The following is an 18,578-nucleotide window of genomic DNA, read 5'->3' as shown; positions in this document are numbered from 1 at the left end:
GTTCAGAGCATTTCCAGCGCTTTGTCCGCTGCCTCAAGCACGGTGTCGATCTCACCTTCGAGGCCAACCCACAGAGGCATGCGAACGAGTCGCTCGCTCTGCCTTGCTGTCACGTCCATCGATCCGCAATGGCGTCCCACGCGGGTACCCTCGGGTGCGGAGTGCAGGGGGATATAGTGAAACACTGTCTGCACCCCTTGAGCTTTCATGCGCGAAATGAATTCCGCGCGGGCATCCTGGTCTGGAAGCAGCATGTAATACATGTGGGCATTGTGGCGGCAGTTTGTCGGGACAACCGGGCGGCGCAACATGTCACGCGCCTCGTAAGCCGCAGCCCAAGCGTGATAACGATCCCATAGCGCGAGGCGCCGCGCAGTGATTTCCTGGGCAGCCTCCATCTGGGCGGCGAGAAACGCCGCAGTGATCTCACCTGGCAGATAGGACGAGCCGAGATCCACCCAGGTGTATTTGTCGACTTGGCCTCGGAAGAATCGGCTGCGGTTTGTCCCTTTTTCTCGAATGATCTCTGCGCGTTCGGAGAATGCGACATCGCGACAGAGCAACGCGCCGCCTTCGCCAGAAATGATGTTCTTGGTTTCGTGGAAACTCAGTGCGCCGAGGTCGCCAATCGTCCCGAGTGGCCGATCCTTGTAGGCCGACATAACAGCCTGCGCTGCGTCCTCGATGATCCGCAATCCATGGCGCTGTGCAATATCCAGGATGGCATCCATCTCGCACGCCACGCCCGCATAATGGACGACGCAGATTGCCTTGGTCCGCGGAGTGATCGCGCCCTCGATCAGGCGCTCATCGATATTCAAGGTATCTTCGCGGATATCGATGAACACTGGAACCGCGCCGCGAAGCGCGAAGGCGTTGGCCGTAGAAACGAAAGTGTACGACGGCATAATAACTTCGTCGCCCGGCTGCAGGTCGAGCAGCAATGCAGCCATCTCGAGCGCAGCGGTACACGAATGAGTGAGCAGAGCCGTCGATGCATGCGTGTTTTCGCGAAGCCAAGCGCTGCACCTTTTGGTATAGGGGCCGTCACCGGAGAGGTGTCCGTTGGCGTGCGCCTGTGCGATGTAAGACAGCTCGCGGCCGGTCATGTAAGGCTTGTTGAAAGGAATCATGCCGATATTCTTCTGGTGTGGCGGATGACGAGCCGGTCAGCCCTTGCTAAGGACTGCCAAGCCGGCGATGACAAGGCAGAGGCCGATGATCTTGGGGCGCGTGAGCGCCTCGCCGAATAATGGTATGGCAAGCAGGCCTACCAGTAGAAAATTCAGCGCCATGAAGGGGTAGGCCTTGCTCAACTCGAGGCGTGACATTGCCGCCATCCAGCAAAGCGAGGCCAAGAAAGCAGCGGCAAGCGCAGAAATTACCCACGGACGCAGGAGCAAGACGATGATTGATGGCCAGTGGTCCATGAAGCGAAAAGGTGGCACCGCGGGCGTAGTGACTTGCCACTTGAGAACGAGTTGGCCGTAGGTAGTGAGCAGGATGGTAGCGGCGACCATCAGCCATGGAAAAATCAAGGGCATGTCGTTTCTACCTCGCTCGCCGAGGCAGGCACGTTGACGTGGTAAGTGTCGAACGCTCTGTGTATGACGAGTCCTGTGCGGGACCACACACGTTGCACGCCGTAGTTCCACACCTGTGTGGAGATCACGAGCGCCGCGAATCCTGCGCGGCGATAGTAAGCGATCAGGGATTTCAGCAGCGAAGAATAGAGTCCGCGACCCGTCCATGCCGGGTCGGTCGCGTTAAGGACAATCTCGACCTCGGAGCGATCGGCCCGTAGCTTGCAGGTAGCAAAGCTACGTGCTTGACCGCCTATACGATAGACCCAGGTCTGTTGTCCCTCGGCGGGACGGATCGCATAATCCAGTGCCCACTCGACATATCCGTCGAGGATTGCAGCTTCCGACAGCAGCGGATTGGCGTGATAGTGGTTGCGGTATCCGGCGAATCCGCGCCTGACGATGGCCTCAAGTGATGCCGCGTCGCAGACTTCGGCCTGACCGATGCCTCCGTCATCTACAGCGGGAGCGCCAATCGTTGGCCTATCCAGCGAAATTTTGTAATAAACAAGGGTGTCGGCATGGCGCGGCACCAGTCCCGCTTTGGCCAACTCGTCAATTTGTCGGGTGTCACCAGCCTCACATCGGAAGATTGCGATATCTGGCTTCAGGCGTTCGATGTCGGCTCGCACTTGATCGCGTGGCGCGTCTTTGGTGACCATGCCCCGCACAACCCGGAGCCCAAAGCGGTTCGATTCAACCTGCGAATGGCGCAGCACATGTAGTAGGCCCTCACTCATTGCGTCTTCCCTGTGTCGTCGGCCACAATAAAATTCGGGCGATGCTTCGCCTGGCTGTGCAGTTTTCCAACGTACAGGCCAACGATCCCGACGCTGGAGACGATGACACCGCCGACCAGCCATATCGACGCAACGATGCTTGTGAAGCCCGCTACCGCGATGTCACCGATGGCGTAGCGGTAAACGCTCAAGGCCACGATACATAGAGACAAAAATGCGAATGCTAGGCCCGTACGCACCACCAGCCGCAGCGGCTTGTCGGAGAACGAAAGCGCAACATTAGTTGCCAGGCGCAGCAGCTGGCTCAAACTGTAACCGCTTCGCCCCTCCGCGCGTCGGGCGTGACTAACTGGCACGAGAGCCGCATCAAAGCCGGTCCACCGCACTAGCAAAGGAAAGAACCGGTCTGATTCAGGCATCGCGTTTACCACGTCGATGACCTTGCGCGAGTAAGCACCGAAATTCGCGGTAGAGGCATCGTAGGTGCTGGTAGTGAGCCAGCCTAGCAACGCGTAGAACGCGCGCGAGCCTGCCTTTTTGAAGAAAGAATCCTGACGCGCGGTGCGGCTCGCGAGCGCCATATCAGCGCCCTGCTCCAAGGCAGCAAGGAGTCCGGGGATTTCCTCAGGAACGTCTTGGAGATCGCAGTCCATCACGACAATGGTGCGCCCTCGCGTGTGCGCCAATCCCGCGCTGATCGCGGCATGCTGACCAAAATTTCGCGACAGGCGCAGACCGCGCACCTGGGGGAACTTGGAGGCAATTTCTTTGATTCGCGGCCATGCATTGTCCGGGCTGCGGTCGTCTACAAGGATGATCTCATGGCTCATGACAACCGGAGAAACTGCGGCTGAGATGCGCTCGACAAGTTCTTCCAAACAATTTCTGCAGCCATAAACCGGCGCAATGACCGACAGGTCGGGAGCCTCCGTTTGGTTCGAGGATTCCACGTTACTAACGCAATCATTCATGAAAATTCTGTTTACCTGTTCGGGGACCCCTGGCAGGAGCGCCTTGCTGCAGCGTGTGATAAGGGCCCGTGCACATGCCAGTTTCGAATCAATCCTTGAGTTGGGCTTCGAGCTCAGGCAGCACCTTGAATAGGTCGCCGACGAGTCCGATATCCGCAATCTCGAACATCGCCGAGTCCGGATCCTTGTTGATGGCCACGATCGTGCCGGCATCCTTGATGCCCGTCAGGTGCTGGATGGCGCCTGAGATACCGATCGCGATGTAGAGCTCGGGCGCGATGATCTTGCCGGTCTGCCCGACCTGCAACTCGTTGGGGACATAGCCCGCATCGACCGCCGCGCGCGAGGCGCCGACCGCGGCCCCGATCTTGTCCGCGAAGTCGAAGACGATCTTGAAGTTCTCTTCCGAGCCGACACCGCGACCGCCCGAGACCACGCGTTTGGCGCTCTGCAGGTCGGGGCGGTCGGTACTGCCTGCGGCGAGACCGATGAAGCGGGTGTGTGTTGGCAGCTCGGCGTCGACGCTGGTCGTCTCCACCGTCGCGCTGCCGCCGCGTGCCGCTTCCTGCCAGGACGCCGTGCGCACCGTGGCGACCACCGGCTGGTCAGCCGGGGCTTCGACGGTGACGATGGCATTGCCGGCGTAGATCGGGCGCTTGAAGACGTGGCTGGACTCGACGGTCATCAGATCGGAGATCTGGTTCACGCCCAGCAGTGCGGCGACAACCGGCAGCAGGTCCTTGCCGAAGGTCGTCGACGGCGCGAAGACGTGACTGTAACCGGCGGCAAGCTTTGCGATCTGCGGGCCCAACACCTGCGCGAGCGCCTGTGCGTTGGCCGGATTGGCGACGGCGCGCACCTTCGACACGCCAGCAATCGTGGCGGCTTCGGTGGCAGCCCCGGCCGGATCGGCGGCGAATACAGCGACGTCAATGGACTGGGGCGAAAGCGCCTGTGCCGCAGCGACGGTCTTGGCGGTCGCGCTGGCGTTGAGCTTGCCGTCGAGATGCTCGGCGATAACGAGGACTTTGGACATGAGGTTCTCCTGCGATCCGGCCGGGCCGGACGTCACTGGGCCCCCGCGTGCGCGGGAGCGAGGGGATTCAGAGCAGGCCCTTGGCCTTCAGCGCGGCGACCAGCTCGGCGGCATCCTTGACCATGACGCCCTTGCTGCGTTTGGCCGGCGCCTCGTAATGCGTGGTCTTGAGCGTATCGGCCGATTCGACGCCGAGATCCCCGAAGGGAATCGACTCCATCGGCTTGGATTTCGCCTTCATGATGTCCGGCAGCTTGATGAAACGCGGCTCGTTGAGGCGAAGGTCGGTCGTGACGACGGCCGGCAGGTCGACCTCAAGCGTTTCGAGCCCGGCATCGACTTCGCGCGTCACCGTGGCCTTGCCGTCGGCAATCTCGATCTTCGAGGCGAAGGTCGCCTGCGGCCGGCCCCACAGCGTGGCGAGCATCTGGCCGGTCTGGTTCGCGTCGTCGTCGATCGCCTGTTTGCCGAGGATCACCAGATCGGGCTGCTCCTTCTCGACCAGCTGGAGCAGGGTGCGGGCGGCGGTCAGTGGCTGGATCGGCTGGTCGCAGACCACGTGGATGGCGCGATTGGCGCCCATGGCAAGGCCGTTGCGCAGGTGCGCCTGGGCATCCGCCGGGGCGATCGTTGCGACAATGACCTCGGTGGCGATGCCCTTGTCGCGCAGGCGCAGCGCTTCCTCGAGTGCGATCTCGTCGAACGGATTGGCCGACAGCTTGACGCCATCGGTGACCACGCCGGACCCGTCCGGCTTGACCTGGATGCGGACGTTGTAGTCCACCACGCGCTTGTAGGCGACGAGGATCTTCATCGGTGCGGCATTCCTTGTGCGTTGCGGATCGCCCGGCCGCGGCGACCGGCGCGGGGTAATCTGCCGATTCTAACGGGGTGGGCTCCGGGGCGCGAACACCGAGTTACGCCGCTCAAAGCGTTCATCTTCGTGCCAAGATCGCCCGGACAAGCCGGTATCCTTGGCGGCTGGCCCCTCCCGGGGTATTCCGATCGTCCACAGGAGTGAATTCGTGCCCACATGGCTCGTCACCGGCGGCGCCGGTTTCATCGGCGGCAATTTCGTACTGGAGGCCGTGCGTCGCGGCGTCCGGGTGATCAACCTCGATGCGCTGACCTACGCAGGCAACCTGCAGACGCTGACCTCGATCGAATCGGATCCGAACCACGTATTCGTGCATGGCGACATCGGCGATCGCGCGCTGGTGGCGGGCCTGCTGGCCGAGCATCAGCCCGACGCGGTGCTGAACTTCGCCGCCGAGAGCCACGTCGACCGGTCGATCGACGGCCCCGCCGCGTTCATTGAGACCAATGTTGTCGGCACGCTCGGGTTGCTCGAGTCGGTGCGGGACTACTGGAAGGCGTTGCCTGACGGCCGTCGTGAGGCCTTCCGTTTCCTGCACGTCTCGACCGACGAGGTCTACGGCACGCTCGGCGAGACTGGCAAGTTCTCCGAAACCACGCCCTACGCGCCGAACTCGCCGTACTCGGCCTCCAAGGCCGCCTCCGATCATCTGGTGCGCGCGTTCCACCACACCTACGGGCTGCCGGTGTTGACCACCAACTGCTCGAACAACTACGGGCCGTATCACTTCCCGGAGAAGCTGATCCCGCTGGTGATCGCCAAGGCCTTGGCCGGCGAGCCGCTGCCGGTCTATGGCGACGGCAAACAGGTGCGCGACTGGCTGTTCGTCACCGACCACTGCGCGGCGATCCGCACTGTGCTCGAGAAGGGCCGGGTCGGCGAGACCTACAACGTCGGCGGCGATTCCGAGCGCCAGAACATCGAGGTTGTGGAGGCGATCTGCCGCCTGCTCGATGTCCGCCGGCCCCGCGAGGATGGCCGGCCTCGCAGCAGCCAGATCACCTACGTCAAGGACCGCCCCGGCCACGATCGTCGGTACGCGATCGATGCGTCGAAGTTGCAGAGTGAACTCGGCTGGAAGCCGGAGCACACCTTCGAGAGCGGCATCGAGTTCACCGTTGACTGGTATCTCGCCAACCAGGACTGGGTGCAGCGCATCCTCGACGGCAGCTATCGTCTGGAGCGCATGGGGGCCGAGGCATGACCGCGCGCAAGGGCATCATCCTTGCCGGCGGTTCCGGCACGCGGCTGTATCCGATCACCAAGGGCGTCAGCAAGCAGCTGTTGCCGGTGTACGACAAGCCGATGATCTACTACCCGCTCAGCGTCCTGATGCTGGCCGGCATCCGCGAGGTGCTGATCATCAATACGCCCCATGAGCAGACGTTGTTCCAGGCCCTGCTGGGCGACGGGTCGCAGTGGGGCATGGACATCCAGTACGCCGTGCAGCCGAGTCCGGACGGTCTGGCGCAGGCCTATCTCATTGGCCGGGACTTCGTCGGCGGCAAGCCGAGCTGCCTGGTGCTGGGCGACAACATCTTCCACGGCCATGGCCTCACCGACACGCTGAAAAGCGCTGACGCGCGCAGCGACGGCGCCACGGTCTTCGGCTACTGGGTCAACGATCCCGAGCGCTATGGCGTGGCCGAGTTCGACGCCGCGGGCAAGGTGATCGACATCGCCGAGAAGCCGGAGACGCCGCGTTCGAACTACGCCGTCACGGGTCTGTATTTCTACGATGGACGCGCGAGCGATTACGCAGCCGAACTGAAGCCTTCACCGCGCGGCGAGCTGGAGATCACCGATCTCAATCGCCGCTATCTAGACGATGGCGCGCTGTATCTCGAGCAGCTCGGTCGCGGTTTTGCATGGCTCGACACCGGTACGCATCAGTCGTTGCACGAGGCGTCGAACTTCATCCAGACCATTCAGGACCGCCAGGGGCTGCAGGTGTGCTGTCCGGAGGAAATCGCGTTCGGCAATGGCTGGATCGAAGCCGAGCAGTTGTCCGCGCTTGCCAAGCCGCTGTCCAAGAACGGCTACGGCCAGTACCTGATGTCACTCCTGCAACGCGGGATCGTGCGTTGAAGATCATCGAAATGAAACTGCCGGGCGCTTACGTCATCGAGCCGGTCGTGTTCGGCGACGCGCGCGGTTTCTTCTTCGAAACCTGGAATGCCGAGCGTTTCGGCCAGCACGGCCTGCCGACGAACTTCGTGCAGAGCAACGTGTCGTCCTCGGCGAAGGGGGTGTTGCGTGGCCTGCATTACCAGTGGCCACGGCCGCAGGGCAAGCTGGTCAGCGTGCTGCGGGGCGAGGTGCTTGACGTTGCCGTCGACATCCGTCGCGGTTCGCCGACCTTCGGGCAGTGGGAAGGCGTGATCCTGAGCGAGGAAAACAAGCGCCAGTTCTGGATCCCGGAAGGCTTCGCACATGGCTTTGCGGTGCTCTCGGAAATGGCGGTCTTCAGCTATCTGTGCACCGACGTGTACGTGAAGGAAGCCGATGCCGGGGTGCGCTGGAACGACCCGGCGATCGGCGTCGAGTGGCAGATCGACGCGCCATTGCTGTCCGACAAGGACACCAACGCGCCGCTGCTGGCCGACATTCCCGAGGATCGGCTGCCGGTATTTGCCACATGACCTCGCTCGTGTTCGGCGCGAACGGGCAGGTCGGACAGGAGCTTCTGCGCGCACTCGCGCCGCTGGGCGATGTACTCGGCACCACCCGGACCGGCGCGTTGCCGGACGGCAGCACCTGCCTGACTGCGGACTTTTCGGATCCAGAATCGGTTGTCGCACTGCTCGACACCACCCGGCCGATGCGCGTGATCAATGCTGCCGCCTACACCGCGGTCGACAGGGCCGAGAGCGAGCCCGAGGCGGCGCAGGCCGCCAACGCACAGACCCCCGGTGCGATCGCGCGCTGGTGCGCCGTGCACGGCGTGCCGCTGGTGCATTACTCGACCGACTATGTATTCGACGGCAGCGGCACGCGACCGTATCGCCCCGACGATGCTCCCGCGCCTCTCGGTGTCTACGGGATCAGCAAGCTCGCGGGCGAGCAAGCGATCCGCGCAGCCGGGGGACGTCATCTGATCTTCCGCACCGCATGGGTGTATGCCGCGCATGGCCAGAACTTCCTACGCACGATGCTGCGTGTCGGTGCCGAGCGCGATGTGCTGCGCGTCGTTGCCGACCAGATCGGTACGCCCACACCAGCAGCATTGATCGCGGACGTGACCGCTCGGGTTCTGCGTGCCGATAACCCGGCATCCGGCACCTGGCATTTGACGGCGACTGGCGAGACCAGCTGGCATGGCTTTGCCGAGGCGATTTTTGCAGGTGCGGTCGAGCGCGGTCTGCTTGCGCGCGCGCCGAAGGTCGAAGCCATCACCACTGCCGACTATCCGACGCCGGCCAAGCGCCCCGCGTACTCGCGATTGGACATCTCGTCGCTAGAGCGTGACTTCGGGATCGCGTTGCCGAGCTGGCAGGCTGCCCTGGATGGTGTTCTCGCTACGCTGGCCGCCTCGCAGCGCTGACGGCGACCCCATACAAAAACGGCGCCCCTCGGGCGCCGTTCTGCATTGAAGCGATCGGGCAGATCAGGTGCGCCCGTAGGTGTCCTCGAAGCGCACGATGTCGTCTTCGCCCAGATAACTGCCGGACTGCACCTCGATCAGCTCCAGCGGCACCTTGCCGGGGTTGCGCAACCGATGGGTCACGCCGAGCGGAATGTACGTGCTCTGGTTCTCGGTCAGCAGCAGCACATCGTCGCCGCGGGTGACCTCGGCGGTACCGCTGACGACGATCCAGTGCTCGGCGCGGTGGTGGTGCATCTGCAGGCTGAGCGTTGCGCCCGGCTTGACCGTGATGCGCTTGACCTGGAAGCGCGGGCCGTTGTCGATCGAATCGTAGGCGCCCCATGGGCGGTAGACCTTGCGATGCCAGGCGGCCTGCGGCAGGCCGCGGGCCTTGAGATCGGCCACCACGTCCTTGACCTGCTGGATGCGGTCGCTGCGCCCGACCAGGACCGCGTCGGGGGTTTCCACGACGATGGTGTCCTCCAGTCCGATCATCGCGATCAGGCGCTCGCCATAGGCATAGGTGTTGCGGCAGTCGATCGAGACGACCTCACCGTGATGCGCATTGCCGTTCGCGTCCTGCGGCGAGACCTCGCGCAGGCTCGCCCATGAACCCACGTCGCTCCAGCCTGCGTCCAGCGGCATCACCACCGCCGCATCGGTCTTCTCCATCACCGCATAGTCGATGGAATCCGATGGGCTCGCGGCGAATGCCTCGGCATCCAGGCGGGTGAAGTCCACATCCGTGCGCGCGGCCGACCAGGACGCGCGCACGGATGCGAGTATTGCCGGCGCATGCCGTTCCAGCGCCGCGAGGTATGCATCGGCGCGGAACAGGAACATGCCGCTGTTCCAGAAGTGGTCGCCAGAAGCGATGTAGGCCTGTGCCCGCGTCAGGTCCGGCTTCTCGACGAAGGCTTCGACCGGTGCCGGACCGTCGCCGCAGTGCGCGGCGGCCTTGATGTAGCCATAGCCCGTCTCAGGGCCGCGCGGTACCACGCCGAAAGTGACCAGCCGGCCGGCCTCGGCTGCGGGCAGGGCAGCGCGGACCGCAGCATGGAACGCCTCCGGCGCCTGCACGACGTGGTCCGAAGGCAATACCAGCAGCACCGCGTCCGGGGTTGAACGCAGCGCTTCGAACGCGGCGGCGGCGATCGCGGGCGCGGTATTGCGCGCGACCGGTTCGAGCACGATCGCGGCGGGTTCTGCCCCGACCTGCTGCAGCTGCTCCGCCACCACGAAGCGGTGCGATTCGTTGGCGACAACGATCGGCCCGGCATCGCCGGCCAGCGCCGCGACCCGCAGCCAGGTCGCCTGCAGCATCGTACGCTCGCCGACGAGGGGGAGAAACTGCTTCGGATGCATCTCGCGCGACAGCGGCCACAACCGGGTGCCGGAACCGCCGGAGAGCAAAACGGGAACGATCTTCGACATAGGGATCTCAGGGTTAGGCCGACAGCAGATCGGAGATTTCACGGGTGCGCGATTCAAGCAATGCTTGGTCTGCGCGCGTTTCGATATTCAGGCGCAGCAGGGGTTCGGTGTTGGAGCTGCGCAGATTGAAGCGCCAGTCGCCGAAGTCGGCGCTGATACCGTCGGTGTGGTCGATCGCCGGCGACTGCGCGGCGTAGTGCGCCATCACGCGATCGACGGCGGCCTTCGCGTCTGCCACGCGGAAGTTGATCTCGCCGCTGCAGGGAAACTTCGCGACGCGCTCGGAGACCAGATCGCCCAGTGAACGTCCAGTGGTCGAGACGAGTTCGGCGATCAGCAGCCACGGGATCATGCCGGAATCGGCATAGGCGAACTCGCGGAAGTAGTGGTGCGCGCTCATCTCGCCGCCGTAGACAGCGTCTTCGGCGCGCATCTTCTCCTTGATGAAGGCGTGGCCGCTCTTGCACAGGACCGGCACGCCGCCCGCGGCCTCGACCTGCTCGACGGTGTTCCAGACCAGTCGCGGATCGTGCACCACCTTGCCGCCGGGCTGCTTGGCGAGGACGGCCTCGGCCAGCAGGCCGACCAGATAGTAGCCTTCGATGAAGGCGCCGGTTTCGTCGAAGAAGAAGCAGCGATCGAAATCGCCGTCCCAGGCGATGCCGAAGTCGGCGCCATGGGCGCGTACGGCATCCGCGGTGGCCTGCCGGTTCTCCGGCAGCAAGGGGTTCGGGATGCCGTTGGGGAAGTTGCCGTCGGGCTCGTGGAACACGCGCACGAATTCGAAGGGCAGGTGCGGCGCAAGCAGGTCGACGATGCTGCCGGCGCCGCCGTTGCCGGCATTGACCACGAGCTTGAGCGGGCGCAGCGCAGTGGGCTCCACGTAGCCCAGCAGATGCTCGATATAGGCCGATTTGTCGGGCGCCGCGGTTTCGATGCCGGGCGTCGCCACGGGCGCCGGCAGGTTGCCCGCTTCGACCGCATCGGAGATCGCGAACAGGCCGGTGTCGGAACTGATCGGCCGCGCGTGTTCGCGCACCAGCTTCATCCCGTTGTAGTCCATCGGGTTGTGGCTGGCCGTGACCATCACTCCGCCAGCCGCGCCCCGGTGGTCGACCTGGAAGTAGACCTCCTCGGTACCGCACAGGCCGATGTCGATGACCGGCCGGCCCTGGCTGCGCAGACCTTCCGACAGGGCGGCCTGCAGTTCCGGACTGGTCAGGCGCACGTCGCGGCCGAGCACGATCGGACCTTCCGGGAGCTGTCCGGCCAACGCGATGCCGATGTTGCGGGCGAGATCGGGATTGAGTTCGTCGGGCACGCGGCCGCGCAGATCGTAGGCCTTGAAGGCGGGCAGGGGCATTGGACGTTCCTTATCAGGGGATGCGCCGATTCTAGCGGTTCGTCGTCGCCTTCCCGTTGGATCGGCGCCAGGTGCCGAGGCTGCGACGATGGACAGTGGCTAGAATGGCGGACCACTGCGCCACGAGATCCGAGATGAGCGAGCAGCCTTCCGCCGCGCGACGCGGCAAGCAGTACCCGGACGCCACATCGGCCCTGGCCGACATCGTTGCCGATGGACAGACCTTCGCGGTCGGCGGTTTCGGCCTGTGCGGGATTCCCGAGGCGTTGATTGCCGCCTTGCGCGACTCCGGCGTCAGGGAGCTGACCGCGATCTCCAACAATGCCGGCGTCGATGGCTTCGGCCTCGGCCAGCTGCTGGAGACCCGTCAGATCCGCAAGATGATTTCCTCCTACGTGGGCGAGAACAAGGAGTTCGAGCGCCAGTACCTGGGCGGCGAACTCGAGCTCGAGTTCAATCCCCAGGGCACGCTGGCCGAGCGTCTGCGCGCCGGCGGTGCGGGCATTCCGGCGTTCTTCACCGCCACCGGCTACGGGACCATCGTTGCCGAGGGCAAGGAAACCCGCGAGTTCGACGGCAAGCACTACGTCCTCGAGACGGCCCTGGTCGCCGATGTCGCGCTGGTGAAGGCATGGAAGGCCGACACGGCCGGGAATCTGGTCTTCCGCAAGACCGCGCGCAACTTCAATCCGGCCTGCGCAATGGCCGGCCGCGTATGCGTGGCCGAGGTCGAGGAGCTGGTGGAGGTGGGCGGGATCGATCCCGATCACGTGCACCTGCCCGGCATCTATGTGGACCGCATCGTCGTCAACGCGACCCCTGAGAAGCGCATCGAACAGCGCACCGTGCGAGGAGCGAAGTAATGGCCTGGACCCGCGACGAGATGGCCGCCCGCGCCGCCCGTGAACTCAGCGACGGTGCGTACGTGAATCTGGGGATCGGCCTGCCGACCTTCGTGGCCAACCATATTCCCGAAGGCGTGGATGTCTGGCTGCAGAGCGAGAACGGCCTGCTCGGCATCGGCCCGTTCCCGACCGAGGACGAGGTCGATGCCGACCTGATCAACGCCGGCAAGCAGACCGTCACCGCGCGTGCGGGCGCCAGCTACTTCGGCAGCCACGATTCGTTCGCGATGATCCGCGGCGGCCATATCGATCTGGCCATCCTCGGCGCGATGCAGGTGACGGACAAGGGCGATCTGGCCAACTGGATGGTGCCCGGCAAGATGGTCAAGGGCATGGGCGGGGCGATGGACCTGGTGGCGGGCGTCAAGCGCGTGGTGGTGCTGATGGAACACGTCGCGAAGGACGGCAGCCACAAGATCCTGCCCGAATGCACGCTGCCGTTGACCGGCGTGGGCGTGGTCGACCGGATCATCACGGATCTCGCGGTGTTCGACGTGACGCCAGGAGGGCTCGTGCTGGTCGAAAGCGCCGACGGCGTAGAGATCGCGGAGCTGGAGGAAAAGACCGGAGTGGTTTTCCGCTGAGGGTTTGGGTTCCCGAGCGGTCCGATGCCGGTCGGGAACGCATTTTTGGTGGTTTTAGTCGCAGGAGGGGCCGTCAACGGCAGCCCGCGCAAGTTCCTTTTTCGACCCCCTGTCTAGGAGTACAAACGTCGTACCAGGGCGTACCCAAGGTCCAGTTTCGCTCTGACCGGTCACTCCACCCTCGGCAAACAGTTCGTCAGTGTTCTCAACAATCACGTTGACCTCCGTCGTCTCCACCGCATCACCGGCATTCCAGCGCACGAGGACCCGGGCGGGACTGCAGTCCGGAAGCATGGAAGGCTCTACCCGCAAGGTTCCGCCTGTTGGCGCAGCATGGCTGGTGGCAGGAACCGCCGCTTGGCCTGATGGCGGCGCTTCTTCGGTCTTGCTGTCGCAGGCAGCCAGAGAGCAGCTAAGTAGGACGTAGGTCAGCAGAGACTTGCGCATGATTGTAGTTCCGTGTGTTGGTTGCTTGCCGAAGGGCTTTAGCGCCGCTCGGCGGACGTGGAGGCCGGCGCATGTCGATTGTGGGTCATCTCGTGCGCGTTGCCCGACTCGAGAATCCAGCCGGCCATCTCGCTGCTGACATCCCGCAGCGCGGTCGAGAACGCATCGACGACCTGTCCAACCTCGGCGCTCGCAGCGGGTTGTGCGGCCAGGAAAGTGCGGGAGCCGACGACCGTCTGGTCGATGTTGTGGATCAGCTTGGCGTTGGCCTCGATCGTCGCCGACGGCAACGCGTTGCCGTTGTAGTCGGCCTCGAACCGGCGCAGGTCGATGACCAGCTTGTAGTCGGCGGTGATGCCCGCGCCCTGGCGCGCGACCCCCGGAATGTGGCCGGAATCCTCGAGCGTGCGCAGCACCGCGTCCTGGAGCATGTCGGTCGGCGTCTTGGCCCAGCTCGCGCCGCGATAGACCTGCAGCTCGTCAGGGATCGGACGCACCGCGATGCGGAAGCTGTCGATCATGCGGGCCGCGGTCGGCGGGCTCATGCTGAGCTGCCAGTCCGCATGCGGCCATGCGGGATTCGCTTCGACCCGCGGGTCGGGCGCGTAGATCGTCGAGCGATCCCGGTCGCCGCCCCCGCCGCCGAGCAGCGAGCTGCAGCTGGCGAGCGGCATGACGAGCGCGAGGGCGATGACGAGGCGGGGCAGGGCCCGGCGGGCGACACCTGGGTGGACGGTCATTCGGGTTCGAACTCCTTGGGCGCGTCGCGACCCAGCAAGTAGCGCGCAGGGTTGGCGTCCAGGCGGTCGCTGATACGGCGCAGGTCGCGGACCAGCGATCGCAACTCGCCCAGGGTCGGGCCAAGCTGCGAGAGGCCGTCGTTGGCGAAGCTGCTGATCGCGGCGCGGTTCTCGTTGAGGATCAGGTCGGCGCCGCCGGCAGCGGAATCCATGCGCGCCAGCGTGCTTTCGAGGTTGGCGACCAGGCCGGGCAGCTTCTGCACCAGTTCGCGGTCGAAATTGGTCATGGCGCGATTCGTCGTCGTCAGTGTCTGCTCGAGCTGCTCGCTGGACCTGCGCGCATTGACGATGATCGCCGCCAGGTCTTCGCGCTGGCCGGCGACCGAGCCGGTCATGCCCTCGATGTTCTCGAGCGTGTTGGCGATGCGGGCGACATTCTCTTCGCTGAGCACCTTGTCGAGCCGTTCGACCAGGCGGTTCGCGGTGTCGGAGATGTTCTGAAGCGCCGAGGCCTCGGTCTGGATGACCGGCACACGGTCTTCCCGCTCCGACACCAGCGGCGGTGCTTCGGGCGAGCCGCCGGTGAGCTGGATGATCGGCGAGCCGGTCAGGCTGGTCATCGACATGCGTGCGCGGGTATCGGTCTTGACCGGCGCTTTGGCCTGCACCCGCAGGCGCGCGATCACCTGGCGGGGGTCCTCCGGGGCGAGCTGCAGGCTGTCGACCGTGCCGACGGCGATGCCGTTGTACTGCACGCTGCTGCCCTCGGTCAGGCCGGTGACCGGTTCGCGGAAGATCACGTCGAACTCGTTCCAGCTGCGGTCGGAGGAGTATTTCGCCGCCCACAGCGCGAAGCCGAGCATCGCGATCGAGGCGATGAGTGTGAACGCGCCGATCAGCACGTAATTGGCTCTGGTTTCCATGAGGTCAGTCGGCTCCCGGGCCAGTGGCCCTCGCATCGCGCGCCGCGCGCCCGCGCGGCCCGTGGAAATATTCCTGGATCCAGGGGTGATCGATCCGTTCGATCTCTTCCACCGGGGCGGCCGCAATGACCCGGCGATCGGCCAGCACCGCGATCCGGTCACAAATAGCGTACAGGGTGTCGAGATCGTGTGTGACCAGGAACACGGTCAGGCCCAGTGCTTTCTGCAGGGTGCGGATCAGGCGGTCGAACGCGGCCGCGCCGATCGGGTCGAGACCGGCCGTGGGCTCATCGAGGAACAGCAGCGGTGGGTCGAGCGCGAGTGCGCGCGCCAGGCCGGCCCGCTTGCGCATGCCGCCCGACAGCTGCGCGGGCAGCTTGTCGAGCGCATCGGCCGGCAGGCCCGCGAGCTTGATCTTCAGCAAGGACAATTCGTAGCGAAGCGAGTCGCTCAGGTCCGGGTGATGTTCCTTCAGCGGTACCTGGACGTTCTCGCCGACGGTCAGCGAAGAGAACAGGGCGCCGTCCTGGAACAGCACCCCGGTATTGCGCTCGATAAGGCTGCGTTGTTCTGGATCGCGCGCGAGTGCATCGGCGCCCAGCACATCGATGGTGCCGGCCTGCGGCGCACGCAGCCCGATGATGGAACGCATCAGCACCGACTTGCCGGTGCCCGAGCCACCGACCACGCCCAGGATCTCCCCTTGGCGCACGTCGAGGTCGAGGCCTTCATGCACGGTCTGGCTGCCGAAGCGGGTGACCAGGCCCCGCACGCGCACTGCGACGCCATCCGGGGCGGTGTCGCGCGCAGGGACATCGTTGGAAGCCGGCTCTGGCGTCGTCACCAGCCCACCTCCATGAACCAGATCGCGGCGAAGGCATCGAGCGTGATGACCAGGGAAATCGTCTGCACGACGCTGGAGGTGGTGCGTTCGCCCACCGATTGGGCGGTGCCCTGGACCCGCAACCCTTCCAGGCAACCGATCAGGCCGATCACCAGCGCGAAGACCGGGGCCTTGGACATGCCGACAAGGAAATGCCGAACCTGCATGGTGTCGTACATGCGCGCCAGATAGGCCTGCGGCGGAATCTCGAGGGCGAAGGCGCCGACGGTCAGGCCGCCGATGAGGCCGGCGATCATCGCGATGAAGGTCAGCAGCGGCAGCATCACCAGCAAGGCGACGATCCGCGGGATGACCAGCAGCTCGACCGGATCCAGACCCAGCGTGCGGATCGCATCCACTTCCTCGCGGCTGACCATCGCACCGATCTGCGCGGTGAACGCGCTGGCCGTGCGGCCGGCCAGCAGGATTGCGGTCAGCAGCACGCCGAACTCGCGCAGGAATGCGATCGACACGAGCTCGACGACGAAGATCACGGCGCCGAATTCCGCCAGCACGGTCGAGCCCAGGAACGCGATGACCGCGCCGACCAGAAACGACAGCAGCGCGACCAGCGGCACCGCGTCGAGGCCGACCTGCTCCATATGGTGCACGGTCGAGGTCAGCCGGAACTGTCGCGGCGATGCGAGCAGGCGGGCGAGCTTGACCAGCGTCTCGCCGAAGAAGCTCACCAGCGAGACGAACTCTCGCCCGTTTTCGTACACCCTGCGGCCGAGCCGCGCCAGGGCCGCGTTCACGCCGTAATCGCGTTTTTTCTTGGGTCGGTCGTCGGAGACATCCTCGATCGCGTCGACCAGCGCGCGGTGGTCCTCGCGGAACCGGAACGTCGAGAAATCGAGCCCGCGCTTGTCGGCGAAACGGAGCAGCTGCAGCACGCCGACCGAATCGAGCCGCTCGACGCCCGTGGCATCGACGTCCTCGGGATCCTGCTGCGCCCGCAGCGTGGCCTCGATGTCGCCTGCATGCGCGAGGGTCCAGTGACCGCGCAGCCGCAACGTCCCTCCGCCGCCGGATTCGGCGCTGGGCGTCTCGGGTCGGGGGAGGGCCATGCAGTCTCGGGAGCGTTCGGCAAACGGGCACGAGCATACCCAATCCGGGCGTGATACCGCGTGTCACGGGCGGGCGATCTACCGACCGCGGGGCGTGCATGCGATCCTGTCGCGATGTCCGCGCCCACTTCGCTCACCTCTGCCACTTACGCCGCGCGCATCGCGTTCGTCGTCGAGCTCGCCGAGCATCTCCATGCCTATGGCACCACCGCCCAGCGTCTCGAAGGGGCGATGATCGCGGTGACCCAGCAGTTGGGGCTGGACTGCGAACCCTGGGTCAATCCGACCGGCATGGTGCTGTCCTTCAGCGATCCGCTGCGGCCGCCGGGCGACAGCGATACCACCCGGGTGATCCGCATGTCGCCGGGCGACGTCGACCTCTACAAGCTGTGCGAAACCGACCGCATCGCCGAGCAGGTCATGGCCGGCGAGATGGATCTGGCCGAAGGTTATGCCGCGCTGCGCGCGCTCGATGCGCGCGAACCCGGACGCTGGGGCAAGGCGCTGCAGGTCATGGGATTCGCGATGGTCGCGATGGCGGTCGCCGGGCTGTGGCGACTGCCCTGGGCGGACATCGCCACGGCGGGCGTCATTGGCCTGTTGATCGGCCTGCTCGACCTGGCGACGCGCGATGGCACCCGGCTCAAGGAGGCTGGCGATGCGCTGGCCGGCATGGTGGCCGGCCTGGTCGCGATCCTGGTGTCCGCGTTCGTCGTGCCGCTCAACCTCAATACCGTGATCATCGCCTCGTTGATCGTGATGCTGCCCGGCATGGCGCTGACGAACGCCATCAACGAGCTGACATCGCAGCACCTGGTCTCGGGCACGGCGCGCTTCGCCGGCGCCATGACCACGGTGCTCAAGATCACCATCGGCACGATCATCGCCCTCACGCTTGCAAAGATGCTGGGCGTGACGCCCAACGTCCGCGCGCTCCGCCCGCAGCCCGACTGGGTGGAGTGGGCGGCGCTCGCGACCGCGTCGGCCGCGTTCGCGATCCTGTTCCGCGCCGCGCGCCGCGACGTCGCGCTGGTGATGCTTGCCGCAGTCTCGGGCTATCTGATCTCGCGCTGGGTCGGCGCAGCGCTCGGGTCCAATATCGGCCTGTTCGTCGCCGCGCTGGCCACCACCGCCGCCGGCAACGGTTACGCGCGCTGGGCAGACCGGCCGGGCGCGCTGATCCGAGTGCCTGGGCTGATCATGCTGGTGCCCGGCAGCAACAGCCTGCGTGGCCTGATGAACCTCGTGCAGCAGCAGGACATGGCGGCCGGGCAGGAAGCCGCACTGGTCGTCATGAATATCGTGCTTGCGCTGATTGCGGGCCTGCTGTTTGGCAACGTCGTGGTGCCGGCCCGGAACAAGAATCTCTGAAGGAAGCGCTGCTCCTCGACTGCAGCGGGTCCGTCCCTTCGGCTGCCCGAACGAAAACGCCCTCCTTG

The 18,578-nt window shown here is 65.1% G+C and carries 19 protein-coding genes; 7 read left to right on the top strand and 12 right to left on the bottom strand.

Annotation, left to right across the window (positions count from 1 at the left end; all coding sequences use genetic code 11):
- Positions 1 to 2 precede the first annotated feature (2 nt).
- The 6 genes from rffA to CNR27_RS14720 form a co-directional block, all read right to left on the bottom strand.
- Positions 3 to 1,133, bottom strand: a complete 1,131-nt coding sequence (gene rffA, locus CNR27_RS14745; protein WP_096299981.1) for a dTDP-4-amino-4,6-dideoxygalactose transaminase — start codon at positions 1,131 to 1,133, stop codon at positions 3 to 5.
- 36 nt (positions 1,134 to 1,169) lie between these two features.
- Positions 1,170 to 1,544, bottom strand: coding sequence for an EamA family transporter (locus CNR27_RS14740; protein ID WP_096299979.1), 375 nt, complete (start codon positions 1,542 to 1,544; stop codon positions 1,170 to 1,172).
- Positions 1,535 to 2,323 (bottom strand): GNAT family N-acetyltransferase, encoded by a 789-nt coding sequence (locus CNR27_RS15390; protein ID WP_157745526.1) that lies wholly within the window; start codon positions 2,321 to 2,323, stop codon positions 1,535 to 1,537. The genes CNR27_RS14740 and CNR27_RS15390 overlap by 10 nt, the downstream gene beginning before the upstream one ends.
- A complete protein-coding gene (locus CNR27_RS14730; RefSeq protein WP_245815663.1) occupies positions 2,320 to 3,273 on the bottom strand; it encodes a glycosyltransferase family 2 protein in 954 nt (317 codons plus the stop codon). Before CNR27_RS14730 ends, CNR27_RS15390 begins: the two co-directional genes overlap by 4 nt.
- A gap of 109 nt (positions 3,274 to 3,382) precedes the next feature.
- Positions 3,383 to 4,330: an electron transfer flavoprotein subunit alpha/FixB family protein gene (locus tag CNR27_RS14725; RefSeq protein ID WP_096300722.1), complete on the bottom strand. Its 948-nt coding sequence runs from the start codon at positions 4,328 to 4,330 to the stop codon at positions 3,383 to 3,385.
- Between the two features lie 67 nt (positions 4,331 to 4,397).
- A complete protein-coding gene (locus CNR27_RS14720) occupies positions 4,398 to 5,144 on the bottom strand; it encodes an electron transfer flavoprotein subunit beta/FixA family protein (protein WP_096299974.1) in 747 nt (248 codons plus the stop codon).
- 211 nt (positions 5,145 to 5,355) lie between these two features.
- Here CNR27_RS14720 and rfbB point away from each other — a divergent pair, with 211 nt between their 5' ends.
- The 4 genes from rfbB to rfbD are packed head-to-tail and all read left to right on the top strand — an operon-like array spanning position 5,356 to position 8,751.
- Positions 5,356 to 6,411 carry a dTDP-glucose 4,6-dehydratase gene (gene rfbB / locus CNR27_RS14715; RefSeq protein ID WP_096299972.1) on the top strand — a complete coding sequence of 352 codons (1,056 nt, stop codon included), beginning with the start codon at positions 5,356 to 5,358 and terminating at the stop codon, positions 6,409 to 6,411.
- On the top strand, positions 6,408 to 7,295 hold the full coding sequence (gene rfbA, locus CNR27_RS14710) for a glucose-1-phosphate thymidylyltransferase RfbA (protein WP_096299970.1): 888 nt from the start codon (positions 6,408 to 6,410) through the stop codon (positions 7,293 to 7,295). Before rfbB ends, rfbA begins: the two co-directional genes overlap by 4 nt.
- Positions 7,292 to 7,849 carry a dTDP-4-dehydrorhamnose 3,5-epimerase gene (gene rfbC, locus CNR27_RS14705; RefSeq protein WP_096299968.1) on the top strand — a complete coding sequence of 186 codons (558 nt, stop codon included), beginning with the start codon at positions 7,292 to 7,294 and terminating at the stop codon, positions 7,847 to 7,849. Before rfbA ends, rfbC begins: the two co-directional genes overlap by 4 nt.
- A complete protein-coding gene (rfbD, locus tag CNR27_RS14700) occupies positions 7,846 to 8,751 on the top strand; it encodes a dTDP-4-dehydrorhamnose reductase (protein ID WP_096299967.1) in 906 nt (301 codons plus the stop codon). The genes rfbC and rfbD overlap by 4 nt, the downstream gene beginning before the upstream one ends.
- A 63-nt stretch (positions 8,752 to 8,814) precedes the next feature.
- On the opposite strand, the gene CNR27_RS14695 is transcribed toward rfbD, so the two are convergent.
- Both CNR27_RS14695 and CNR27_RS14690 read right to left on the bottom strand, forming a co-directional pair.
- Positions 8,815 to 10,227 carry a mannose-1-phosphate guanylyltransferase/mannose-6-phosphate isomerase gene (locus CNR27_RS14695; protein ID WP_096299965.1) on the bottom strand — a complete coding sequence of 471 codons (1,413 nt, stop codon included), beginning with the start codon at positions 10,225 to 10,227 and terminating at the stop codon, positions 8,815 to 8,817.
- Positions 10,228 to 10,240: 13 nt separating this feature from the next.
- Positions 10,241 to 11,590, bottom strand: a complete 1,350-nt coding sequence (locus tag CNR27_RS14690; protein WP_096299963.1) for a phosphohexomutase domain-containing protein — start codon at positions 11,588 to 11,590, stop codon at positions 10,241 to 10,243.
- 134 nt (positions 11,591 to 11,724) lie between these two features.
- On the opposite strand from CNR27_RS14690, the gene CNR27_RS14685 reads away from it, so the two are divergent.
- Positions 11,725 to 12,453 carry a CoA transferase subunit A gene (locus CNR27_RS14685; protein WP_096299961.1) on the top strand — a complete coding sequence of 243 codons (729 nt, stop codon included), beginning with the start codon at positions 11,725 to 11,727 and terminating at the stop codon, positions 12,451 to 12,453.
- A complete protein-coding gene (locus tag CNR27_RS14680; protein WP_096299959.1) occupies positions 12,453 to 13,079 on the top strand; it encodes a CoA transferase subunit B in 627 nt (208 codons plus the stop codon). The genes CNR27_RS14685 and CNR27_RS14680 overlap by 1 nt, the downstream gene beginning before the upstream one ends.
- A 485-nt stretch (positions 13,080 to 13,564) precedes the next feature.
- Here the strand turns inward: CNR27_RS14680 and CNR27_RS14675 are convergent, their stop codons facing one another.
- From CNR27_RS14675 to CNR27_RS14660, 4 genes are read right to left on the bottom strand one after another with little or no spacing between them, the layout of a single operon-like run.
- Positions 13,565 to 14,266, bottom strand: coding sequence for an ABC-type transport auxiliary lipoprotein family protein (locus CNR27_RS14675; protein WP_096299957.1), 702 nt, complete (start codon positions 14,264 to 14,266; stop codon positions 13,565 to 13,567).
- Entirely contained in the window at positions 14,263 to 15,189 is a 927-nt protein-coding gene (locus CNR27_RS14670) for an MlaD family protein (protein ID WP_096299955.1), read from the bottom strand. Before CNR27_RS14670 ends, CNR27_RS14675 begins: the two co-directional genes overlap by 4 nt.
- Before the next feature lie 4 nt (positions 15,190 to 15,193).
- Positions 15,194 to 16,033 (bottom strand): ABC transporter ATP-binding protein, encoded by an 840-nt coding sequence (locus CNR27_RS14665; RefSeq protein WP_245815661.1) that lies wholly within the window; start codon positions 16,031 to 16,033, stop codon positions 15,194 to 15,196.
- Positions 16,030 to 17,139: an MlaE family ABC transporter permease gene (locus tag CNR27_RS14660; RefSeq protein ID WP_096299953.1), complete on the bottom strand. Its 1,110-nt coding sequence runs from the start codon at positions 17,137 to 17,139 to the stop codon at positions 16,030 to 16,032. Before CNR27_RS14660 ends, CNR27_RS14665 begins: the two co-directional genes overlap by 4 nt.
- A 114-nt stretch (positions 17,140 to 17,253) precedes the next feature.
- On the opposite strand from CNR27_RS14660, the gene CNR27_RS14655 reads away from it, so the two are divergent.
- Positions 17,254 to 18,510, top strand: a complete 1,257-nt coding sequence (locus CNR27_RS14655) for a threonine/serine exporter family protein (RefSeq protein ID WP_096299951.1) — start codon at positions 17,254 to 17,256, stop codon at positions 18,508 to 18,510.
- Positions 18,511 to 18,578 lie beyond the last annotated feature (68 nt).

Source organism: Luteimonas chenhongjianii, assembly GCF_002327105.1.
Taxonomy (GTDB): Bacteria; Pseudomonadota; Gammaproteobacteria; order Xanthomonadales; family Xanthomonadaceae; genus Luteimonas; species Luteimonas chenhongjianii.
The sequence above is the reverse complement of the archived record's forward strand: the minus strand, read 5'-3'. Positions and strand labels throughout refer to the sequence as shown.

Bases quoted from the DNA above. Each gene is read 5' to 3' on its own strand.
- rffA (WP_096299981.1), bottom strand. From the start codon at position 1,133: ATGATTCCTTTCAACAAGCCTTACATGACCGGCCGCGAGCTGTCTTAC.
- CNR27_RS14740 (WP_096299979.1), bottom strand. From the start codon at position 1,544: ATGCCCTTGATTTTTCCATGGCTGATGGTCGCCGCTACCATCCTGCTC.
- CNR27_RS15390 (WP_157745526.1), bottom strand. From the start codon at position 2,323: ATGAGTGAGGGCCTACTACATGTGCTGCGCCATTCGCAGGTTGAATCG.
- CNR27_RS14725 (WP_096300722.1), bottom strand. From the start codon at position 4,330: ATGTCCAAAGTCCTCGTTATCGCCGAGCATCTCGACGGCAAGCTCAAC.
- CNR27_RS14720 (WP_096299974.1), bottom strand. From the start codon at position 5,144: ATGAAGATCCTCGTCGCCTACAAGCGCGTGGTGGACTACAACGTCCGC.
- rfbA (WP_096299970.1), top strand. From the start codon at position 6,408: ATGACCGCGCGCAAGGGCATCATCCTTGCCGGCGGTTCCGGCACGCGG.
- rfbD (WP_096299967.1), top strand. From the start codon at position 7,846: ATGACCTCGCTCGTGTTCGGCGCGAACGGGCAGGTCGGACAGGAGCTT.
- CNR27_RS14695 (WP_096299965.1), bottom strand. From the start codon at position 10,227: ATGTCGAAGATCGTTCCCGTTTTGCTCTCCGGCGGTTCCGGCACCCGG.
- CNR27_RS14690 (WP_096299963.1), bottom strand. From the start codon at position 11,590: ATGCCCCTGCCCGCCTTCAAGGCCTACGATCTGCGCGGCCGCGTGCCC.
- CNR27_RS14685 (WP_096299961.1), top strand. From the start codon at position 11,725: ATGAGCGAGCAGCCTTCCGCCGCGCGACGCGGCAAGCAGTACCCGGAC.
- CNR27_RS14680 (WP_096299959.1), top strand. From the start codon at position 12,453: ATGGCCTGGACCCGCGACGAGATGGCCGCCCGCGCCGCCCGTGAACTC.
- CNR27_RS14675 (WP_096299957.1), bottom strand. From the start codon at position 14,266: ATGACCGTCCACCCAGGTGTCGCCCGCCGGGCCCTGCCCCGCCTCGTC.
- CNR27_RS14670 (WP_096299955.1), bottom strand. From the start codon at position 15,189: ATGGAAACCAGAGCCAATTACGTGCTGATCGGCGCGTTCACACTCATC.
- CNR27_RS14660 (WP_096299953.1), bottom strand. From the start codon at position 17,139: ATGGCCCTCCCCCGACCCGAGACGCCCAGCGCCGAATCCGGCGGCGGA.
- CNR27_RS14655 (WP_096299951.1), top strand. From the start codon at position 17,254: ATGTCCGCGCCCACTTCGCTCACCTCTGCCACTTACGCCGCGCGCATC.